Below are 17075 nucleotides of genomic sequence, written 5' to 3' on the forward strand. Positions count from 1 at the left end.
GGCAGGCAGGCATACTCTTACTCTTTCTCTGTTTTCTCCCCGTAAATTTCTTCCATCACTTCAAATGCATATCGAAGATGTGGAATTACTATTGAACCACCAATAATCAAAGCAATATTAAATGCTTCGTGGAGTTCTTCTTTTGTTGCTCCTTCAGATATAGAACGATCAATGTGATAGAAAATGCAATCGTTGCATCGTAAAACCATCGAACCGACAAGTCCCATCAGCTCTTTCATCTTTACAGGAATTGTGCCTTCGACATACGCTTTGTTATCAAGTGCAAAGAATTTATTGAAATCTCTGAAACCTGAGTTAAGAATTTTATCATTCATCTCAAGTCTGTATTTCCTTGTTTCCGGAACGTTCTTTTTCACATTACTCCTTATTATAAATTATTGAACTTATTTTTTTCGGGATCGTACGATACTTCAAGATCTTTTACATTAAAATCATCCGGTTCATTTTCCCAATCATACTTTTTTGAAGGTGGATCAATTTTTCTAAACAAGTATGCAGCAATTAATCCGGTAATTCCTCCAAACAGATGCGACTCCCAAGAAATTCCTTCCAGACCGGGTAGTATTCCCCAGACCAATCCACCATAAAGAAAAGTAATAACCAAAGCCAGTGCAATTGATTTATTATCTCTTCTGAATATTCCACTAAAGAAAAGAAAGCTGACAAATCCATAAACAATTCCGCTTGCACCTATGTGATAAACCTGTCGTGCAAAAATCCAGACTAATAATCCGGTGAAAAGATAAATAAAGAAAAAAAGTAAATAAGAAATTTTATTGTAGAAATTAAATATGATCCAACCAAGAATTATCAATGGAAAAGTGTTTGATATCAGGTGTGAAAAATCTCCATGAATTAATGGAGAAGTAAATATTCCAAGAAGTCCGACAGGTTTTCTTGGAAGTAATCCCAGCTTGCTCAGATCCTGATCAAGAATAACTGAAACTAAATGAATAATCCATAATAGTACCGGAAAGATCAGCGGTGTTATGAATTTGGAAATGTCCAGCTTTTGTTCGTTTGAATTTTCTTCTTGCATGAATCAGAATTTTAACATTCAATAGCAAATATAATTATACGGTGAACATATCTTTGTGTTAAAAAAGTAGGGACAGGTCGCGACCTGTCCCTGGAAAACATGCTTCTCAGATTCCGGCTTTCAACTGAATGACTTTAGATACTATGGGTGTCATTCTGGTGACTCCGACTTCAGGCGGAGGAGTCCAGAATCAAGACGATCAGATTCCGGGCAAGCCGGAATGACAATACGTTATTCGGTTTACCTTATTCAACTCCTAATTGCGCTAAGGCTCCTTTAATTCTTTCGTGCTGATTCTCTGGAGCCATACTTAATGCTTTTTTATAATAATCGATAGCAAGCTGTTTATCTCCCTTATTCATATAGCCTTCAGCGAGACTATCCCAAACGTTCCAGCTTTCAGGAAATAGTTCTGTGTTCTTCTTGAAGACTTCAATCGCATCATCAATTTTTCCACCGCCAAGAAACTGGTAACCAAGAGTATTTACATCAGCTTCCAATGCATCTGTAAATGCTTCTTCTTTCAATTTAGATGCTTCATCCTTTTTACCGAGTGCATTGAGTATCACAGATTTTGTATAAGTATTAGTTACATTTTTTACTATGCCGATTGAATGATCAGCCCACTCCAATCCTTTTTCTAATTCCACTCCATTCACATAGCAATAATTTGCTGCCTGATTCCACCCTTGCCAGAAAAATCCTGGAATACCTGTAAGCTGAATCTCCATTTCAGCTAGCATTTGCTTGTGCAAATCGATTTCTATCTTAAAAGGAACTTTTAAATTTTCCCATCTCAAAGCTGCAGTAACTGAACTTGGTGTGACCTCATCAAAAGTGTACATCAGCCATTCCTGGAAATCTAATGATACGGCTTTTACTTTGAATCTCATCAGATCATTTTCTTCTTTGTAAAAGAAACTTCCCCAGGCTCTATAATCTTTGTTCAGAATAATTGTCCAGTCATTTTCTGTTGGGATCATATGAAGTCCATACATCCCTGCAGGAACTTTTCTTCCATCAATGATGACATCTTTTGAAAAAGAAATTGTCGTGTTCTCGTTTGCGCCAGCTCTCCAAACCTGATCGAATGGAACCAATTTTCCCCAGACCTCTCGTCCTTTAACTCCGGGACGATGGTAATCGATTTTAATTTCGCACATTCCGATTTGCTGCATAACAATGGCATGTTGACTAGCATCTGGAAGCGTTAAGTTCTGCTGCGCCGCGATTTGCAAAGTGAAGAGAAATAGAAAAAATACATTTGAACAAAAGAATTGTATAACAAATTTCATTTTGACCTCCGATAAATTATTGAATAGAATTTGTTGAAAATAAAGCAGGAATTCTTCAATGGAATAGTTTTTATGACTAACGGCAGGATGCGTTGGTGTCTGGTAAATTAAAAACCCCTGTCAGCTAATATTGATAGGGGTTTAATTAAGTCAGATAAAATTTACTTTTATTTTAACAAAACCATTCGCTTTGTTTTAACGAATGAACCTGTCTTTAAACTATAGAAATATACTCCGCTAGTCAATATGGACGCATCAAAGTTAATTTCATAAGCACCCGCTGGTCTTTCTTCATTAACGAGAATTGCTATTTCGTTTCCAAGTACATCAAAAACTTTCAAGCTAACAAATCCGAAATCGGAAATCCGAAATCCTATTTTTGTTGAAGGATTAAATGGGTTTGGGTAGTTCTGATAAAGAGCGAATGATTCGGGTTTGGCTTCGTCATCAGAAATAGATACGACAATATCATTGGTTAACTTTGTTTCAAGTCCCGGAAGTGAAAACGGAGGTATTCCTAAAAACGTAAGGTTGTCTATATACTGACCGGGAATAATATCCTGGACGATCCAGTTGCCAGGTGCAATCCAGATTGTATCCTTAGTTGAAAGTAATTCTACCGGAATCGGCCCGAACAGATAAGCAATCTTCCATTGCAATAAAAACTTTTTACAATTGTAACTTCCGAGTACTGTTTGTATTGTCTGATCCGTCAAACGCTTCCCGGTATAACTAAACCTGAAATCGTAGCTTAAAGAACCGATGGTGATTGATGTATCCTTTTGCAGAAGATTATATTCTTGTGTACCAGCAGTGAATCTGTAAACATCATACCAGTCCTGAAGTGATGAAAAAAATTCAAGAAAACTGAAATTAGATGCGACACCTGCTGAATCCAGTGCGATTAGAAATGGCTCGATATTACGGATGCTGAAATATTCAAAACCATTTGTACCTTCAGTGTGATAAAACAGCGAATCAAGATAAGGCTGCTGCTGTATCGTTAGTAAAGGACCATCCTTTGTCAATACGATGTTGGCTGATTTACCTTCGTAATCAGCAACGGATTCAAATTTATCCATTCTGTAATAAGCTAATGAGTTTATAGGATTGCTAACTGAATCGAGTGGAATAGCTTTAAACTTCCACTCAAATCCTGTTTGCGTCGGGAAATAATCGCTTGCCTGCTGTGCACCGGATTTTCCGAGTAAAAGTAGAAATGATAATACCGTAATTATTTTTTTCATTAACTCACCTCTTATTAGTTTGTTTTATTAAACTTTGTTTGTTTTTATCTGAACTTAAGTTTCAAATTTAGTACGAGAAATGCAAGCGAAAGGAATTTGGATATAGTCAGATTGCGAAATTCACACCGATAGAATAGCTTCTTATTTTTCTCAGATTCCCGATTAACTCAACATAATTATAGTTGAATATATTTTTAACGTTGAGATATACATTCAGAGGTAATCCATAAGAAATAAAACTATAACCAAGTTTTAAATCAGTCGTGTAAACCGGAACACGAATATCACCATCGACAACCACTCCAAGATCGACAAGTTCTTCATCAATTTCTTCGACTCTGCTTGTGTATCTGAAGTTAATTCCTAAATCAAGATTCCATTTTCTGAAATCCAGGCTTGAGTAGAAAATATGTCTGGGACGGTAGCGAAGTGCAGTTCCATTTTGCACATCTCTTGCCCACAAGTAAGTATAATTAAAAGTAAATGAAAGTTCATTTGGTAGCGCATCAAGAATAATTCCTGCTTCAGCCCCTTGAATTCTTGCCCTGATAAGGTTGCTGAAATAAACTAAACCGTCGGATGGATCAACGCCGGGTTCAATCATATCATAATATTCATTTTGAAAAACTGCAGCATCCAGATTCAGAAAACTAACCGGGGTAAAGTTCACACCGAATTCAAAAGTTAAATTATACTCCGATTTAATATTCGGATTTGGTTTAACGGTTATTCCGCCAGTCGAAGTTGATGTAAATGCCTCAGCAGTTGTTGGTGCACGGAATCCTGTTCCAAGAGACGACCTTAAAATAATTTCTCTGGTGAGTTTATAATTTAATCCAATCTTGGGTGAAACTGCCCCTGATCCATCAAGTGAATCAAGCTTACTGTAATCATATCTTACTCCAACACTGGTAATCAACGGAAAATTAAAAGTGATATCTCCCACAACATAAGCACCAACTGAAAATGCATCCGGATTACCAAAAAGACTTGAATTTACTTCAGACAAAGTTCCTTCAACTCCGCTTGTGAGCATGAGAAAATCTGTAATATTATTATTTAACTGAACTTCACCTCTGTAAAGATGAGAAGTTGATTCATTTGGAATCGCTGCATTATCCTTAAAAAAATTCCTGTAATAGCTCGTCTTTATATTCAGCAGAATATCATTACCGATAACGTTTTTGTAAATAAGTCCAAACAGATACCGGTTTGTTTCAATCCTGTCAGCGCTGTTTTGATCAGGAGGAATTAAAGCATTCCTAGAATCTTTCCAGTAAAGAAACTGACCGGCTCTTTTATTAAATGTATTCGCTAAAAAAGTTAGAGATGAAGTTGGAGAAAAGTCGTACACAGCTTTTAAAAATCCAATGTATTTTTTGAAATCGTCTTCCATCCTGTAGCCCAAATCTTCAAGCCGCGTTAATGAAATGTTGAATCCAAAGTTTTCTAAAGTATTTGAGTGAGAAAGTGTTAATCCGTTGAATGGTCGTCTTTCACCTGACCAATCCCATTCACCATAATACGGCTTGTCATACATTCCATAAAATCCGTTGAAAATTGTCAGAGGTTTTTCTGAAATATCTCTTGTGATACTGTTAAGTACGCCACCAATTGCCGATGAACCGTAAAGCGAACTTGATGCACCTTTAATAATTTCAACTCTTTGGATTTCCAGAGTTGGGATCATCTCCCAAACAATCTCTCCGGAATCACCAGTATAAAAAGGCAATCCATCAATTGCGAGCAAAGCTCTTGATCCGGTTCCGCGACCATATCCACTTGAACCGCGGATACTAACTTGATCTTCCGTCATATTCACACCCGGGACATATCTAACAGCATCTTCAAGGTTGCTGAAGTTTCTCTCAGAAAACTGACTTCCTGAAATCACTTCTGTACTGACCGTAAGATCAGATTTTTTTTGTTCATACTTTCCTGCAGTCACCAAAACCTCATCCGTTAAAATTACTGACTCCATCAAAGTAACATCAAGAACGACAGAAGCATTTTTAATTATGACATTCTCATTCCTGAATTTCTCATAACCTATAGCAGAGAATTCAACTGAATAATTACCCGATGAAAGATTTGATATTTTATAAACTCCCTCTTCATCAGTCGCTGCACCAAAATTTGTATTAAGCAGGATAACATTAACGCCGGGAATTGGTTTTGAATTTACATCAACGACAATTCCGCTGATTGAGTATGTCTGGGCAAGTAAGAGGTTGGTACTGCTTAAGAAAAAAAGAATAAATCTAAATTTAAAATATTTTTTAATAGGATTGCTCAATTTCCTCCCAGTGGCTGCGGTGGTGGATTATTGAAATCAACCCAGATATTAATATTTTCTACAAAAGTGCTGTTAGGAATTACTAGAGTTCCTGGTTTTGTTGTGTCTCCGAATGTGTAATAAATCCCTGACACAAACCAGTCTCTTCTGTCTAAAGAAAGAAGCTCCGTCGATTGCTGCACAACAGCCACATAAGAATAGGTCCCCGACGGAAAAGGTCCCGGCGTCTGTGGAATATAAGCGGAGTCTAGTGAACTAAAATCGTGCGATTGAACTCCAAGCGGAATTTCCCTGCTTAAATATCTGAGATTTGTAATTACAAAATTGCTATCGGATAATAATGGATCTTTGAACACAACAAGAAAGGATCTTTTAACACTATCAGGCCATTCAGTAACAAAGTGAACCGTACCGCTAAAACCTGATGTACCTAATGGTTCCGGTTCAATTCCGTGATCACAAGAAACAAAATAAAATGATGAAGAGAAAAAAAACAAGATTAATAAAAAATACCCCTTTACAAATTTTGTGATTTGTTTGGGATGACTAATCATTATGCTCAGCAGGTGGAATATTTTCCGCTCCTTCAAGTTTACCAATTAATTGCTGCGGTTGATGTATGAGCAGTGGTAAACAAGAGGAACAAATGTATGCTGGTTTATTTGTATATGTTAAATTAACCAAAGGTATTTCATTTTCTGATCTGTTGCAGCTAAGACAATGTTTAAGAGTTTCTTTGTTCATTTATTTCCTGTTTTTATTATGAAAAAAATATTTAACCTTATTACCGGATAAGAATCATCTTTTTAGTTTGAACAATTTCTCCTGCATTCAATGTGTAGAAATACACTCCACTTGTTAATCCGGTCGCATTAAAATCGACTTCATAAGTGCCGGAGGATTTTTCTTCATTCACAAGAGTCGCTACCTCACTACCCAATATGTCGTAAACTTTAATGGTTACCGACTGAGATTGCTTCGTTCCCATTGCAATGACATTCGGAATAGTATATTTTATTTTTGTAGAAGGATTGAATGGATTCGGGTAATTTTGTTCAAGTATAAAATCAGACACGACTTGTTCGGAAAAATCTATTCCTGTAACAACCAGATCAAGGTCGATTTTATACATAGATCTGCCATAAGTACCAGCAATAAGATCTCTGGTTGTTGGATGTATTTTGATATCTCCAATCGGCAGAACAGGTAATCCTTCACCTAGTACCCACCAGCTCTGACCCGAATTAAAACTGACATACATACCGACATCACTTCCAAGGTATAAACGATTCGGTTCTACTGGATCAATTGCAAATGCATTTACGGGTGCATCAGGTAAATTGCTGCTTATATCGCTCCAGGTTGTACCTTTATCAGTACTTCTAAAAACGTGAGGTTGTGGGTCCTTCCACTTTAATCCATTGAATGTTACATAAACAATATTCTCATCTGTTGGGTCAACCGCAACTCTTGTTACCCATCTTAAAGGAAGTCCATCAGAAATTTCATTCCAGTTTGAACCGTTATCCGATGAAACCCAAACGTGCGCATCATCAGTACCAACATAAATAACATTTGAGTTAGATGGTGCAACGGCGATTGTGGTTAATGTTCCTAATCTTCCACCATTATAATCTGTTAACTGTGGACTAATCTTTGTCCAATTGCCGGCACTATTGGTCGTTCTATACAAATAATTGGTTCCATAGTAAAGAATATTGTTATTATTAGGATCCATTACAACCGGAGTGCTCCAGTTTGTAGGTTCGTTTGAATTAATTCCGTTTGTAGCAGAATTAAAATCAGAACCTCCGTCCGTCGATTTACCCAAACTTCCGAATTGTGATTCTGCAAAAATGATATTTGGGTTTGTAAAATCTACAATCACATAAAATCCATCTCCGCCGTAAATATGATCCCAGTTATCCAGTCCACCATTTTGTGTTCGGTTTGTACCATTATCCTGCGTACCACCATAGTAAGCCAATGGATTGTTTGCGTCTAAACCGATTTCATAAAATTGTGTAGCAGGAATTTGAATATGCTGTCCCCAATTTACGCCTGCATCATTTGAAATGTTTATTCCGCCATCATTTCCTAAAATGCAATTGTTTGGATTTGCAGGACTAAAAGCTAATGCATGATGATCGACATGCGTTTGATAATTCTCTACCCAGGTATTACCAGAATTAGATGAGCGCATAAAACCAACATCTAAAACATATACAATATCAGGATTAGTCGGATGAACTCTCACCTGACCAAAGTACCAGCTGAAGTTTGAGCTGCCATTTCCAAGCTCATCGTCTGGATCAACATCTACCCAGCTATCTCCGAAATCCGTGGATTTAAATAAGCTGATGATTTCGTACCCGTCAGTATATAAAGAATATACAATATCTGGATTTGACTGGCTTATTGCTAAACCAATTCTACCAACGTTTTGAATATCAGGATTAGGTACCCCAGCTGAGGCTGGAATTTCATTCCAGTTATCCCCACCATTTGTCGTGATATAAATTCCACTTGATGGACCATAAAGATGTGAAGTGGTTGGTCTCCTCACTCTTTCCCACATTGAAGCCATCATCCTTTCTGGATTTGATGGATCCATAATTAAATCAATTGCACCTGTTGTATCTGAAATAAACAAAATATTATCCCAGCTTAATCCTGCATCTGTTGATCTGTAAACTCCCCTTTCAGGATTTGGTGCAAAGTAAGAACCAACTGCCGTCAGATAAACTATATTTGAATTTGATGGGTGAACTAAAACCCTCCCGATTGAAGTTGTTCCTTCAAGTCCAAGAAACTGCCAGGTGTTTCCTGCGTTAGTTGATTTGAATACTCCACCACCGGGGAAATTATTGTGCCCGCCATTTGGTTCACCTGTTCCTACATAAACAACATCGGGATTTTGCGGATCAATTGCAATATCACCAACAGTTAAAACTGCCAGAGAATCGAATACGGGGAACCAGCTGTTTCCCATATCGGTTGATTTGAAAACTCCACCCGTTGCGAATCCTGAATAAACAATGTCTGGATCTGATGGATTAAATTCGATGTCGACAACTCTTCCACCGACATTCAAAGGACCAATAAATTCCCAGCTGACAGAATTAATACCTTTCTTCAACTGTTGGCGAGCCGTTTCCCTGTGAAGTTTGTGTGCCTGTTCCAGTGCATCAATCATTGCGCGCGGATCAGCATTTAAGTAAGGCCATGTCTTCTTGAGATATGCCCATTCATATGGATATAACTTCTTTTCGGTTTTACTTTTTACATTCAGTGATGATTGATTTTCTTCTGAAAAAAAATTAAAGCTGAAGTAAATGAATGATAAAGAAAGAGATACTAAATAAACCAGGATTTTATAGGACTTCATACACTACTCTGAGATTTGTTTTTGAAATTTGTGATTTTAATTTTTGAACAGCTTCGATAAACCGATCTACATTATTTGTTGATTATCGAGATACTCAGTTCTGAATATTTTCCAATTGCCATCTTCTTTTTTCATATGATGGATGCCTGTTGCTCTCGTTGGAGCAAAGCCTTGTCCAGTGATAGCACGTGTTGTCTGCACATAATATACTTTTGCATCATCACCTGTAACTTCAAGCACTTCTATTTCTTCAAGATCGAACTTCATATCATAGTTTGCAAACACAAAATCCATCCCATTGACAGTTGATTTATACTGCGGAGAATCTTTATGAATTGTTTTCAAAACACGTTCTTTATCTTCCGCTTCGGTGGCTGCAATATTTTCTTTTACAACCGCTATAATTTCCTCCGCAACTTTGAGATCAATGCCGGATTGTTTCTGAATTGGTGTCTGCTGTTGTTTCTGCTCCGGAGGAAGAACATACTGCTGACCCTGCATTTGTTTTGGTACTGGCTTTTGTTCTTCAGATTTGCAGCTGATGAGAACTAATAAATTAAAAAGCGATATAATAATTAAAACTGATTTCATTTTTTCACTCATTAACTGATAATATTTTTTTAAGTTCTTCATTATTCACATTTAGTAATCCTATCGGGACTAATCTTGGAGTAAGAATTTTCCAATTCTGATTTTTTGAAAATACTTCCTTAAAAAGAGGTAGTGAACCTTCGAGATTACCGTTGTTGACAAGTGTTGTTGCATGCCAGAATTTCATTTCTTCGTTATCGGGGAACATTGCTTCAGCGGCTGAATATTCCTTCATTGCGAGTTCCATATCTCCTTGTTCAACTGCAAGATCTCCGGCGTTCACATGCGAATAAGCACGATGAATTTTCAAAAGTCTCTCAAGCTTCTCTAATGGATATGGATCGTCTTCAACTCTTAGATCAATCAACCTGTCTTCCCAAACTTTACCGGTCGATTCGCCTTTTACAACTAAAATAGCTGCTGATTGTTTTCCACGAATATCTCCGCCAACTTTTTCAGCAGCAAATAGTGCAGCCATCATTCTTTCAGAAAGAAGTCCGGTTGATTCTTCAAATGCTTTTGACATTGCACCTGGCACTTTATCATTAAGCATCAAATTAGCCTGAACAGAATAATTTTCACCAACTATATTTCCTGCACCCGGAATACAATTTTTTCCCGTATAACTTTTTACATTTCCATTTACATCAATAATGGCAAGCTGGCGGACGTCTCTCCCTTCATCTTCTAAAATTAATTTGTCTACAACTTCTGAAGCAGTCATTCCTGATTTTAATAATTCAAGTCCATCCGGACCAAAAGCCGGGTTAACAAATGACTGCGTTGCAACAACACCAACTCCAGCTTCTCCCCAAGAAACTATTGAACCAACAGAAAACCAATGCGATTGAACTGCAACACCCATTTCACCTGTTTCAGGATCTCGTGCAACGATTGAGTAAGTTGCTACTAGTGGATTATCGGAATAAAAGTTTTGAGCAGGCAGTTCATTCGTTAACGAAATAACAATAACAGTTAGAATAATTTTATAAATTGTCTTCATCTTCCAATCCTAAAAATTGAAAATTATTATTAAATAAAATAGCTCAAGCAACATTTTTTAACAATTGATAAATTTGAGTTCCATTTGAAGCAAGCTTTATCCAAACGTAATTTTGAATATTCTCTTAATTTTTTAATTGTTGAAGTAAATAATCTTTATGGAAATACTGGATCTTCAAGCTCTTATCATTCTTTTCGTTGTCGGTATTATTTCAGGATTCCTTAATGTAAATGCTGGCGGCGGTTCAGCTCTAACACTTCCAGCTTTAATTTTTCTGGGACTGGAATCCTCTGTTGCCAATGGTACAAACAGGATAGGTATTCTTGTTCAAAACATTTCTGCTGTTTATTCATTTAAGAGAGAAAAATATCACGACTTAAAAACCAGTTTAATACTTTCTTCGTTCACTCTTCCGGGCGCAATTGCCGGTTCATTCTTTGCCATAAATCTCAATGATGATATTTTCCAGAAAATTCTCGGAGTTATAATGATAGGAATCATTATTTCGATGCTCATTCCTCAGAAAAAAATTGCATTAACAGAAAATACTAAACTATCTTTTTCAACTGCTGCTTCAATGGCTGGAATTGGATTTTACGGTGGTTTCATACAAGTTGGAGTTGGATTCTTATTAATGGCTGCACTTAAATACCTGATGAAATTAAATCTTGTTCTAGTAAATATGCACAAAGTTTTTATTGTGTTCATTTATACTATCCCGGCACTGATTGTATTTATTATTACAAACAATGTAAACTGGTTTTTTGGTTTGACTCTTGCCACAGGAAATGCTTTGGGTGGATGGTGGGGTGCAAAAATGTCAGTCAAAAAAGGTGAAGGATTTATAAAAGGTATTTTAATTGTTGCAATTCTGATAATGGCGTTGAAGCTCTTAAATGTCTTTTAAACAAATTCAGCTTTAAGAAATTTACCGGTAACACTTTCTTTTTTCTTAATGATTTCTTCAGGAGTTCCTTCCGCAATTATTTTCCCACCGAACTCACCACCACCGGGACCGAGATCAATTATCCAGTCAGCCATTTTTATTACATCCATATTATGTTCCACAACAACTACTGTATTCCCTTTATCAACTAGCTTGTTGAGAACATCAAGCAGAATTCTTACGTCTTCAAAATGAAGCCCCGTTGTGGGTTCATCAAGAACATACAAAGTTTTTCCGGTAGAAACTTTACTCAATTCAGTTGCAAGCTTTACTCTTTGAGCTTCACCGCCGGATAGCGTTGTTGCCTGCTGTCCAAGTGTAATATACCCCAATCCAACATCGTTCAGCGCTTTTATTTTTCTTTTGATTCTTGGCAAGTCTTCGAAGAAATCCAGAGCTTCGGAAACACGCATTCCCAATACATCAGCAATAGATTTTGTTTTGTAAAGAACTTCGAGAGTTTCCCTGTTATATCTTTTTCCTTTGCAGGAATGGCAGTGAACATAAACATCAGGAAGAAAATTCATTTCAATTTTTTTCAAGCCGTCACCACCGCATTCCTCACATCTTCCACCAGCAACATTAAAACTAAATCTTCCGGTTTTATACCCTCTCATTTTTGCTTCGGGGAGTTCCGCAAACAAATCACGAATGAATGTAAACAGTCCGGTATAAGTTGCAGGGTTTGATCTTGGCGTTCTTCCAATCGGCGATTGATCTATTTCAATTATTTTATCAATGTTCTCCAATCCTTCAATTTTATTATATGGGAGCGGAACGGATTTAGAATTATAGAGCTTGTTCATCAAAATTTTAACAAGCGTTTCATTCAACACAGAAGACTTTCCTGAACCACTCACACCAGTAATGAGAGTAAGCGTGCCAAGTGGAATTTTCAAATTTACATTCTGAAGATTATTTCCTTTTGCACCTTTGAGAATGATAAACTTTCCATTTCCCTTTCTTCTTTCTTCAGGCATTTTGATTTTTTGCCGGCTTCTTAAATACGCAAGAGTAAGTGAATCAATTCCGTTATCTGAGTTGAGAAGTTTTTTTGTTTCACCTTCAAGAACAACTTTACCTCCGTGCTCACCTGCACCAGGACCAAGATCAACCATAAAGTCGGAACTTTCAATTGTCTCTCTATCGTGTTCAACAACAACGATAGTATTACCTAAATCACGAAGATTTTTTAGTGAGTTGATAAGCTTGATGTTATCACTCTGATGAAGTCCGATTGAAGGTTCATCAAGAACATACAGAACTCCAGCAAGCTGAGTTCCGATTTGTGTTGCCAATCTAATTCTTTGTGATTCGCCACCTGATAATGTTCGTGCTGAACGACCGAGAGTTAAATAATCTAATCCAACATTATGTAGGAATTCCAAACGTTCATTCACTTCTTTCAGAATTGGTTTGGCAATTAGTGCTTCATTGCCTTTGAGCTTTACACTTTTAAAAAACTCCATCGCTCTCAAAATAGAAAGTGAAGTTATCTCGCTGATATTTTTTCCGTTGAATTTAACGGCAAGCGATTCTTTCCTCAATCTCCCGCCGTTGCAAGTTGCACAAGGAATAGTATTCATATATGACTCAACCCACTCTCGGATACTGTTTGATGATGTTGAATCATAATAATGTTTTAAATATTTAATCACTCCTGAAAAGCGATGCATATACTGAACGGGTTTTCCTCCACCGTAAGTGTAAGTGAACGGAATTCTCTCCTTGCTTCCGTTGATAATAACTTCCTTTTGCGCTTCTGTGAGTTTTTTCAGAGGAGTGTCGAAATCAAATTTATATGTCTTTCCAACAGCTTCAAGCTGCGTGAAGAACCAGATCTTCCTCGGTTTACCAAGCGGTGCGAGTCCTTCATCATTTATTGATTTATCCCAATCGGGGATTATAAGATTGATATCGAGTTCTTTCTTCTCTCCGAGACCTTCACAATCAGGACAGGAGCCGTACGGCGAGTTGAATGAAAAAGAATTTGGTGCAAGCTCTCGGTAACTTATTCCACAATCGATGCATGCAAGCTGCCGGCTGTAAATATGGTCATCTTTTCCATCATTTACGATGATATTTCCTTCTCCATAATTCAACGCAACTTCAACAGATTCAGAAATTCTTGTTCTTGCAGATTCAGAAACAGTAAATCTATCGACAACAATTTCGATATTGTGAATTTTGTATCTGTCTACCTGGAATCCTTTTATGATTTCAGAAACTTCGCCGTCAACACGAACTCTCAAAAATCCGTCCGATAAAACTTCTTCGAACAATTCTTTGTAATGACCCTTTCTTCCTCGGATCAATGGAGAAAGGACAGATACTTTTTTATTCTTAAATGATGAAAGAATTGAATCAATTATCTGAGAAGATGATTGCTTCTTTACAGGCTTTCCGCAATTATAACAGTGAGGAATTCCAACTCTTGCAAAAAGTAATCTCAGGTAATCATAAATTTCGGTAACTGTGCCGACGGTTGAACGCGGATTTCCAGTTGTTGATTTTTGTTCGATCGAAATTGCAGGACTTAATCCTTCAATGAGATCAACATCAGGTTTTTCGAGCATGTCAAGAAACTGACGTGCATAAGCAGAAAGCGATTCGATGTATCTTCTCTGACCTTCTGCATAAATAGTATCGAAAGCAAGTGAAGATTTACCTGAACCTGAAAGTCCGGTAATTACAGTAAATGTATCTCTCGGAATTTCAAGATCGATATTTTTAAGGTTGTGCTCTCTCGCACCTTTTATTGTTATAAATTCTTTTTCCAAGGAAAGGCAATTAAAATTTTAATTAGCTATATTAGCTATTGATGGTTTGATAATCAATTAAAAATGCTTTGCACTAAAAGACTTTTCTGTGATGAATCTCCCTGACGAGATACGAACAATTGAAGATTTTAAGGAAACAATCACCACAATAAACAAATCCCGTTTCATTGCACAGGTTTATTCAGTCAAATCTGAAGATGATGCGAAAGATTTTCTGGCAAAAGCAAAAAAGAAATATTTCGATACTTCTCACCATTGTTATGCATATAAACTTGTTGATGGAAAATTTCACTATTCAGATGCTGGTGAACCAAACGGAACTGCCGGAATTAGAATTCTAAATGCAATTGACCATTTTGAACTGGTTAATCAACTTGTAATCGTCTCACGAAATTTTGGAGGAATTAAGCTCGGTGTTGGTCCTCTTGGCAAAGCTTACTATGAATCTGCTTTTCAGGTTTTGACGGAGTCAAAAATTGTATTAAAGAGTTTGTATCAAAAAGTTTTAATTTCTTCAGATTTTAACCAGGTAAGTTTAATTCACAGAATATTGACTCAGAATAAATCGATTATCGTAAAATCTGAGTACGAAGATTCTCTGAGAATTGAGTGTTTAATTAAACCGGCAGCATTAACTCAAATTCATCAAATACTTTCAGAATCTGGTAAAAAGCGGATAAATATTGTTGATACAAGCGAATTTATTTATAAATGAAACATTTCGGCAGTTACAAACAATTGTTCAAAAAAAACTGTTGATGTTACTTGATTCAAATATCACTATTGATGATATTTGTCAAGCACAATATTTCAATTTACACAAAAAACATTTGGGGGTGCCATGGACACACATCAAACTGCGGAACATCTAGCTAATCTTACTTTCAACCTCCTTGCAAACTGTCAGGAAAAGGAAGTTCGTCTTGCAACAATACATAATCTAACTCAGGCTGAATTCAGATGTTTGAGATTATTCGGAACTGATGAAAGCGTTAACAATAAATCAATTGCCGAGAGAATGAATCTGAGTCCCAGCAGACTCACAAGAATTATCGACGGTCTTGTTGAAAAAGAATATATCATCAGAGAAATTGATCCCAACGACAGAAGGAACATGCGCGTAATGCTTTCCAGACGAGGTAAACATCTGGTCAATCAGCTGAACAAAGCTTATGTGCAAATCCACCATGAAATTCTGCAGGATATTGATCAGTCACAGCACGAGCCACTAATTACAGCTATGCAGCATTTACTGGAAGCATTAGAAAACTGGCTGAAGAAACCCGAGAAATAATTTCAGATTTGCCTTTTAAGATAATTCAGAAACTTCTTCACTGATTCCAGATCAGAAAAAAGTCCTGAAAGATTTGTGAAGTTCTGAGTAGTCAGCTTAAAATATGTTTGTTCAAAATAATTCTGCTCCGATTCACTAACCGAGGAGAGTATTTGCTTTAACTGCTCGATACCTTTTTTAATATTCTCACTGAGGTCACTTTTTATATGCTCAATAGAAGTGACCTCTGGAATTCCCGGAGCGTTCTTTATTACGCGCAGCATCCCGCAAATGTATTTTGCAGTAAATGTCAGCTCTTCGAATTCATTCTCCTTACCTCCTGCAACAACAGCATCGATTATCTTTTTCACATCTTCTTTTTTTTGCAAAAAACTACCTGTATAGTTTTCAACTTCTGATAAAAACGAATTGTCAATTAAATTTATTTTCATCGAAACTTTGTTTTTAAACTTTCACTCCAATACCAAGTCCATCACCAACAGGAATGATGGTTGATTTGAGATTGGGTTGATTCATAAACAATAAATTAAATTCACGAATGTGACGAGTTGATTCCTTGTAATTCGGCGGCACTCTGTTAGAAGCTGCATATCCATGCCACAACAGATTATCTACAACCAGCACGCCTCCTCGTCGCAGTAAAACAAGTGAGTAATCGAAAAGTCGTTTGTAATCTTCCTTATCAGCATCTAAGAAAATTATATCATATTTCTTTTTCAACTGTGGCATCACATTGACAGCATCGCCTTCAAGTAACTTTATTTTATCTGCCAGACCGGATTTAGCAATGAAATCCTTTGCAACAGTAATATTATCAGCACTCTTTTCAATTGTATGAATAACTGATTTTCCCTGTAGCATACGGACAATTCTGATTGAGGAATAAGCTATTGCTGTTCCTAATTCCAAAACTCTTTTTGGATTTTTAAGAAGAACTAATTGCTCAAGAAAGTCCGCGGATTGCCAGGACAAAATCGGAACATTATGTTCTTTTGCATAGGCTTCCATTTCCTCGATAAGTGAGTCTGTCTGCTTCCTGAAAGAAGACAAGTATTCCATCTGCGCTGAATGAATAATTTTATCCATAATTTTAAATGAAATGTGAGTAGGTGCTTGGAAAATTAAGAAAAATCCAGGTAAAGTTTATCCTGAATTCACGAGAATCTAAAAAGAAA

The 17075-nt window shown here is 36.7% G+C and carries 16 protein-coding genes; 3 read left to right on the forward strand and 13 right to left on the reverse strand.

The window, feature by feature from the left end:
• Window positions 1-17 precede the first annotated feature (17 nt).
• The 10 genes from IPM14_09085 to IPM14_09130 form a co-directional block, all read right to left on the reverse strand.
• Entirely contained in the window at window positions 18-335 is a 318-nt protein-coding gene (locus IPM14_09085; protein MBK9098249.1) for a carboxymuconolactone decarboxylase family protein, read from the reverse strand.
• 53 nt (window positions 336-388) lie between these two features.
• Entirely contained in the window at window positions 389-1060 is a 672-nt protein-coding gene (locus IPM14_09090) for a rhomboid family intramembrane serine protease (protein MBK9098250.1), read from the reverse strand.
• A 245-nt stretch (window positions 1061-1305) separates the two neighbouring features.
• A complete protein-coding gene (locus IPM14_09095) occupies window positions 1306-2355 on the reverse strand; it encodes a DUF2911 domain-containing protein (protein MBK9098251.1) in 1050 nt (349 codons plus the stop codon).
• A gap of 167 nt (window positions 2356-2522) precedes the next feature.
• Window positions 2523-3602, reverse strand: coding sequence for a T9SS type A sorting domain-containing protein (locus IPM14_09100; protein ID MBK9098252.1), 1080 nt, complete (start codon window positions 3600-3602; stop codon window positions 2523-2525).
• A 106-nt stretch (window positions 3603-3708) separates the two neighbouring features.
• The gene (locus IPM14_09105; protein MBK9098253.1) at window positions 3709-5898 is read right to left on the reverse strand and encodes a TonB-dependent receptor; all 2190 of its coding nucleotides are present in this window, start codon (window positions 5896-5898) and stop codon (window positions 3709-3711) included.
• Window positions 5895-6395 carry a hypothetical protein gene (locus tag IPM14_09110; protein MBK9098254.1) on the reverse strand — a complete coding sequence of 167 codons (501 nt, stop codon included), beginning with the start codon at window positions 6393-6395 and terminating at the stop codon, window positions 5895-5897. Before IPM14_09110 ends, IPM14_09105 begins: the two co-directional genes overlap by 4 nt.
• 49 nt (window positions 6396-6444) lie before the next feature.
• Window positions 6445-6642, reverse strand: a complete 198-nt coding sequence (locus IPM14_09115; protein ID MBK9098255.1) for a hypothetical protein — start codon at window positions 6640-6642, stop codon at window positions 6445-6447.
• A gap of 40 nt (window positions 6643-6682) precedes the next feature.
• Entirely contained in the window at window positions 6683-9286 is a 2604-nt protein-coding gene (locus IPM14_09120) for a T9SS type A sorting domain-containing protein (GenBank protein ID MBK9098256.1), read from the reverse strand.
• A gap of 66 nt (window positions 9287-9352) precedes the next feature.
• Window positions 9353-9877: a hypothetical protein gene (locus IPM14_09125; GenBank protein ID MBK9098257.1), complete on the reverse strand. Its 525-nt coding sequence runs from the start codon at window positions 9875-9877 to the stop codon at window positions 9353-9355.
• A gap of 4 nt (window positions 9878-9881) precedes the next feature.
• A complete protein-coding gene (locus IPM14_09130; protein ID MBK9098258.1) occupies window positions 9882-10880 on the reverse strand; it encodes a DUF1028 domain-containing protein in 999 nt (332 codons plus the stop codon).
• Between the two features lie 157 nt (window positions 10881-11037).
• Between IPM14_09130 and IPM14_09135 the strand changes: the two genes are divergently transcribed.
• Window positions 11038-11787: a sulfite exporter TauE/SafE family protein gene (locus tag IPM14_09135; protein MBK9098259.1), complete on the forward strand. Its 750-nt coding sequence runs from the start codon at window positions 11038-11040 to the stop codon at window positions 11785-11787.
• On the opposite strand, the gene uvrA is transcribed toward IPM14_09135, so the two are convergent.
• On the reverse strand, window positions 11784-14606 hold the full coding sequence (gene uvrA / locus IPM14_09140; GenBank protein ID MBK9098260.1) for an excinuclease ABC subunit UvrA: 2823 nt from the start codon (window positions 14604-14606) through the stop codon (window positions 11784-11786). The two genes, IPM14_09135 and uvrA, sit on opposite strands and share 4 nt — an antisense overlap.
• A gap of 88 nt (window positions 14607-14694) precedes the next feature.
• Here uvrA and IPM14_09145 point away from each other — a divergent pair, with 88 nt between their 5' ends.
• Both IPM14_09145 and IPM14_09150 read left to right on the forward strand, forming a co-directional pair.
• Window positions 14695-15321, forward strand: coding sequence for a YigZ family protein (locus IPM14_09145; protein ID MBK9098261.1), 627 nt, complete (start codon window positions 14695-14697; stop codon window positions 15319-15321).
• Window positions 15322-15447: 126 nt separating this feature from the next.
• Window positions 15448-15900 (forward strand): MarR family transcriptional regulator, encoded by a 453-nt coding sequence (locus tag IPM14_09150; GenBank protein ID MBK9098262.1) that lies wholly within the window; start codon window positions 15448-15450, stop codon window positions 15898-15900.
• A gap of 2 nt (window positions 15901-15902) precedes the next feature.
• Here the strand turns inward: IPM14_09150 and IPM14_09155 are convergent, their stop codons facing one another.
• Both IPM14_09155 and IPM14_09160 read right to left on the reverse strand, forming a co-directional pair.
• The gene (locus IPM14_09155; GenBank protein MBK9098263.1) at window positions 15903-16331 is read right to left on the reverse strand and encodes a hypothetical protein; all 429 of its coding nucleotides are present in this window, start codon (window positions 16329-16331) and stop codon (window positions 15903-15905) included.
• A gap of 13 nt (window positions 16332-16344) precedes the next feature.
• Complete coding sequence (locus IPM14_09160; GenBank protein ID MBK9098264.1) at window positions 16345-16986, reverse strand: O-methyltransferase; 642 nt, start codon at window positions 16984-16986, stop codon at window positions 16345-16347.
• Window positions 16987-17075 lie beyond the last annotated feature (89 nt).

This window comes from bacterium (assembly GCA_016716565.1).
Lineage (GTDB): Bacteria > Bacteroidota > Ignavibacteria > Ignavibacteriales > Ignavibacteriaceae > IGN2.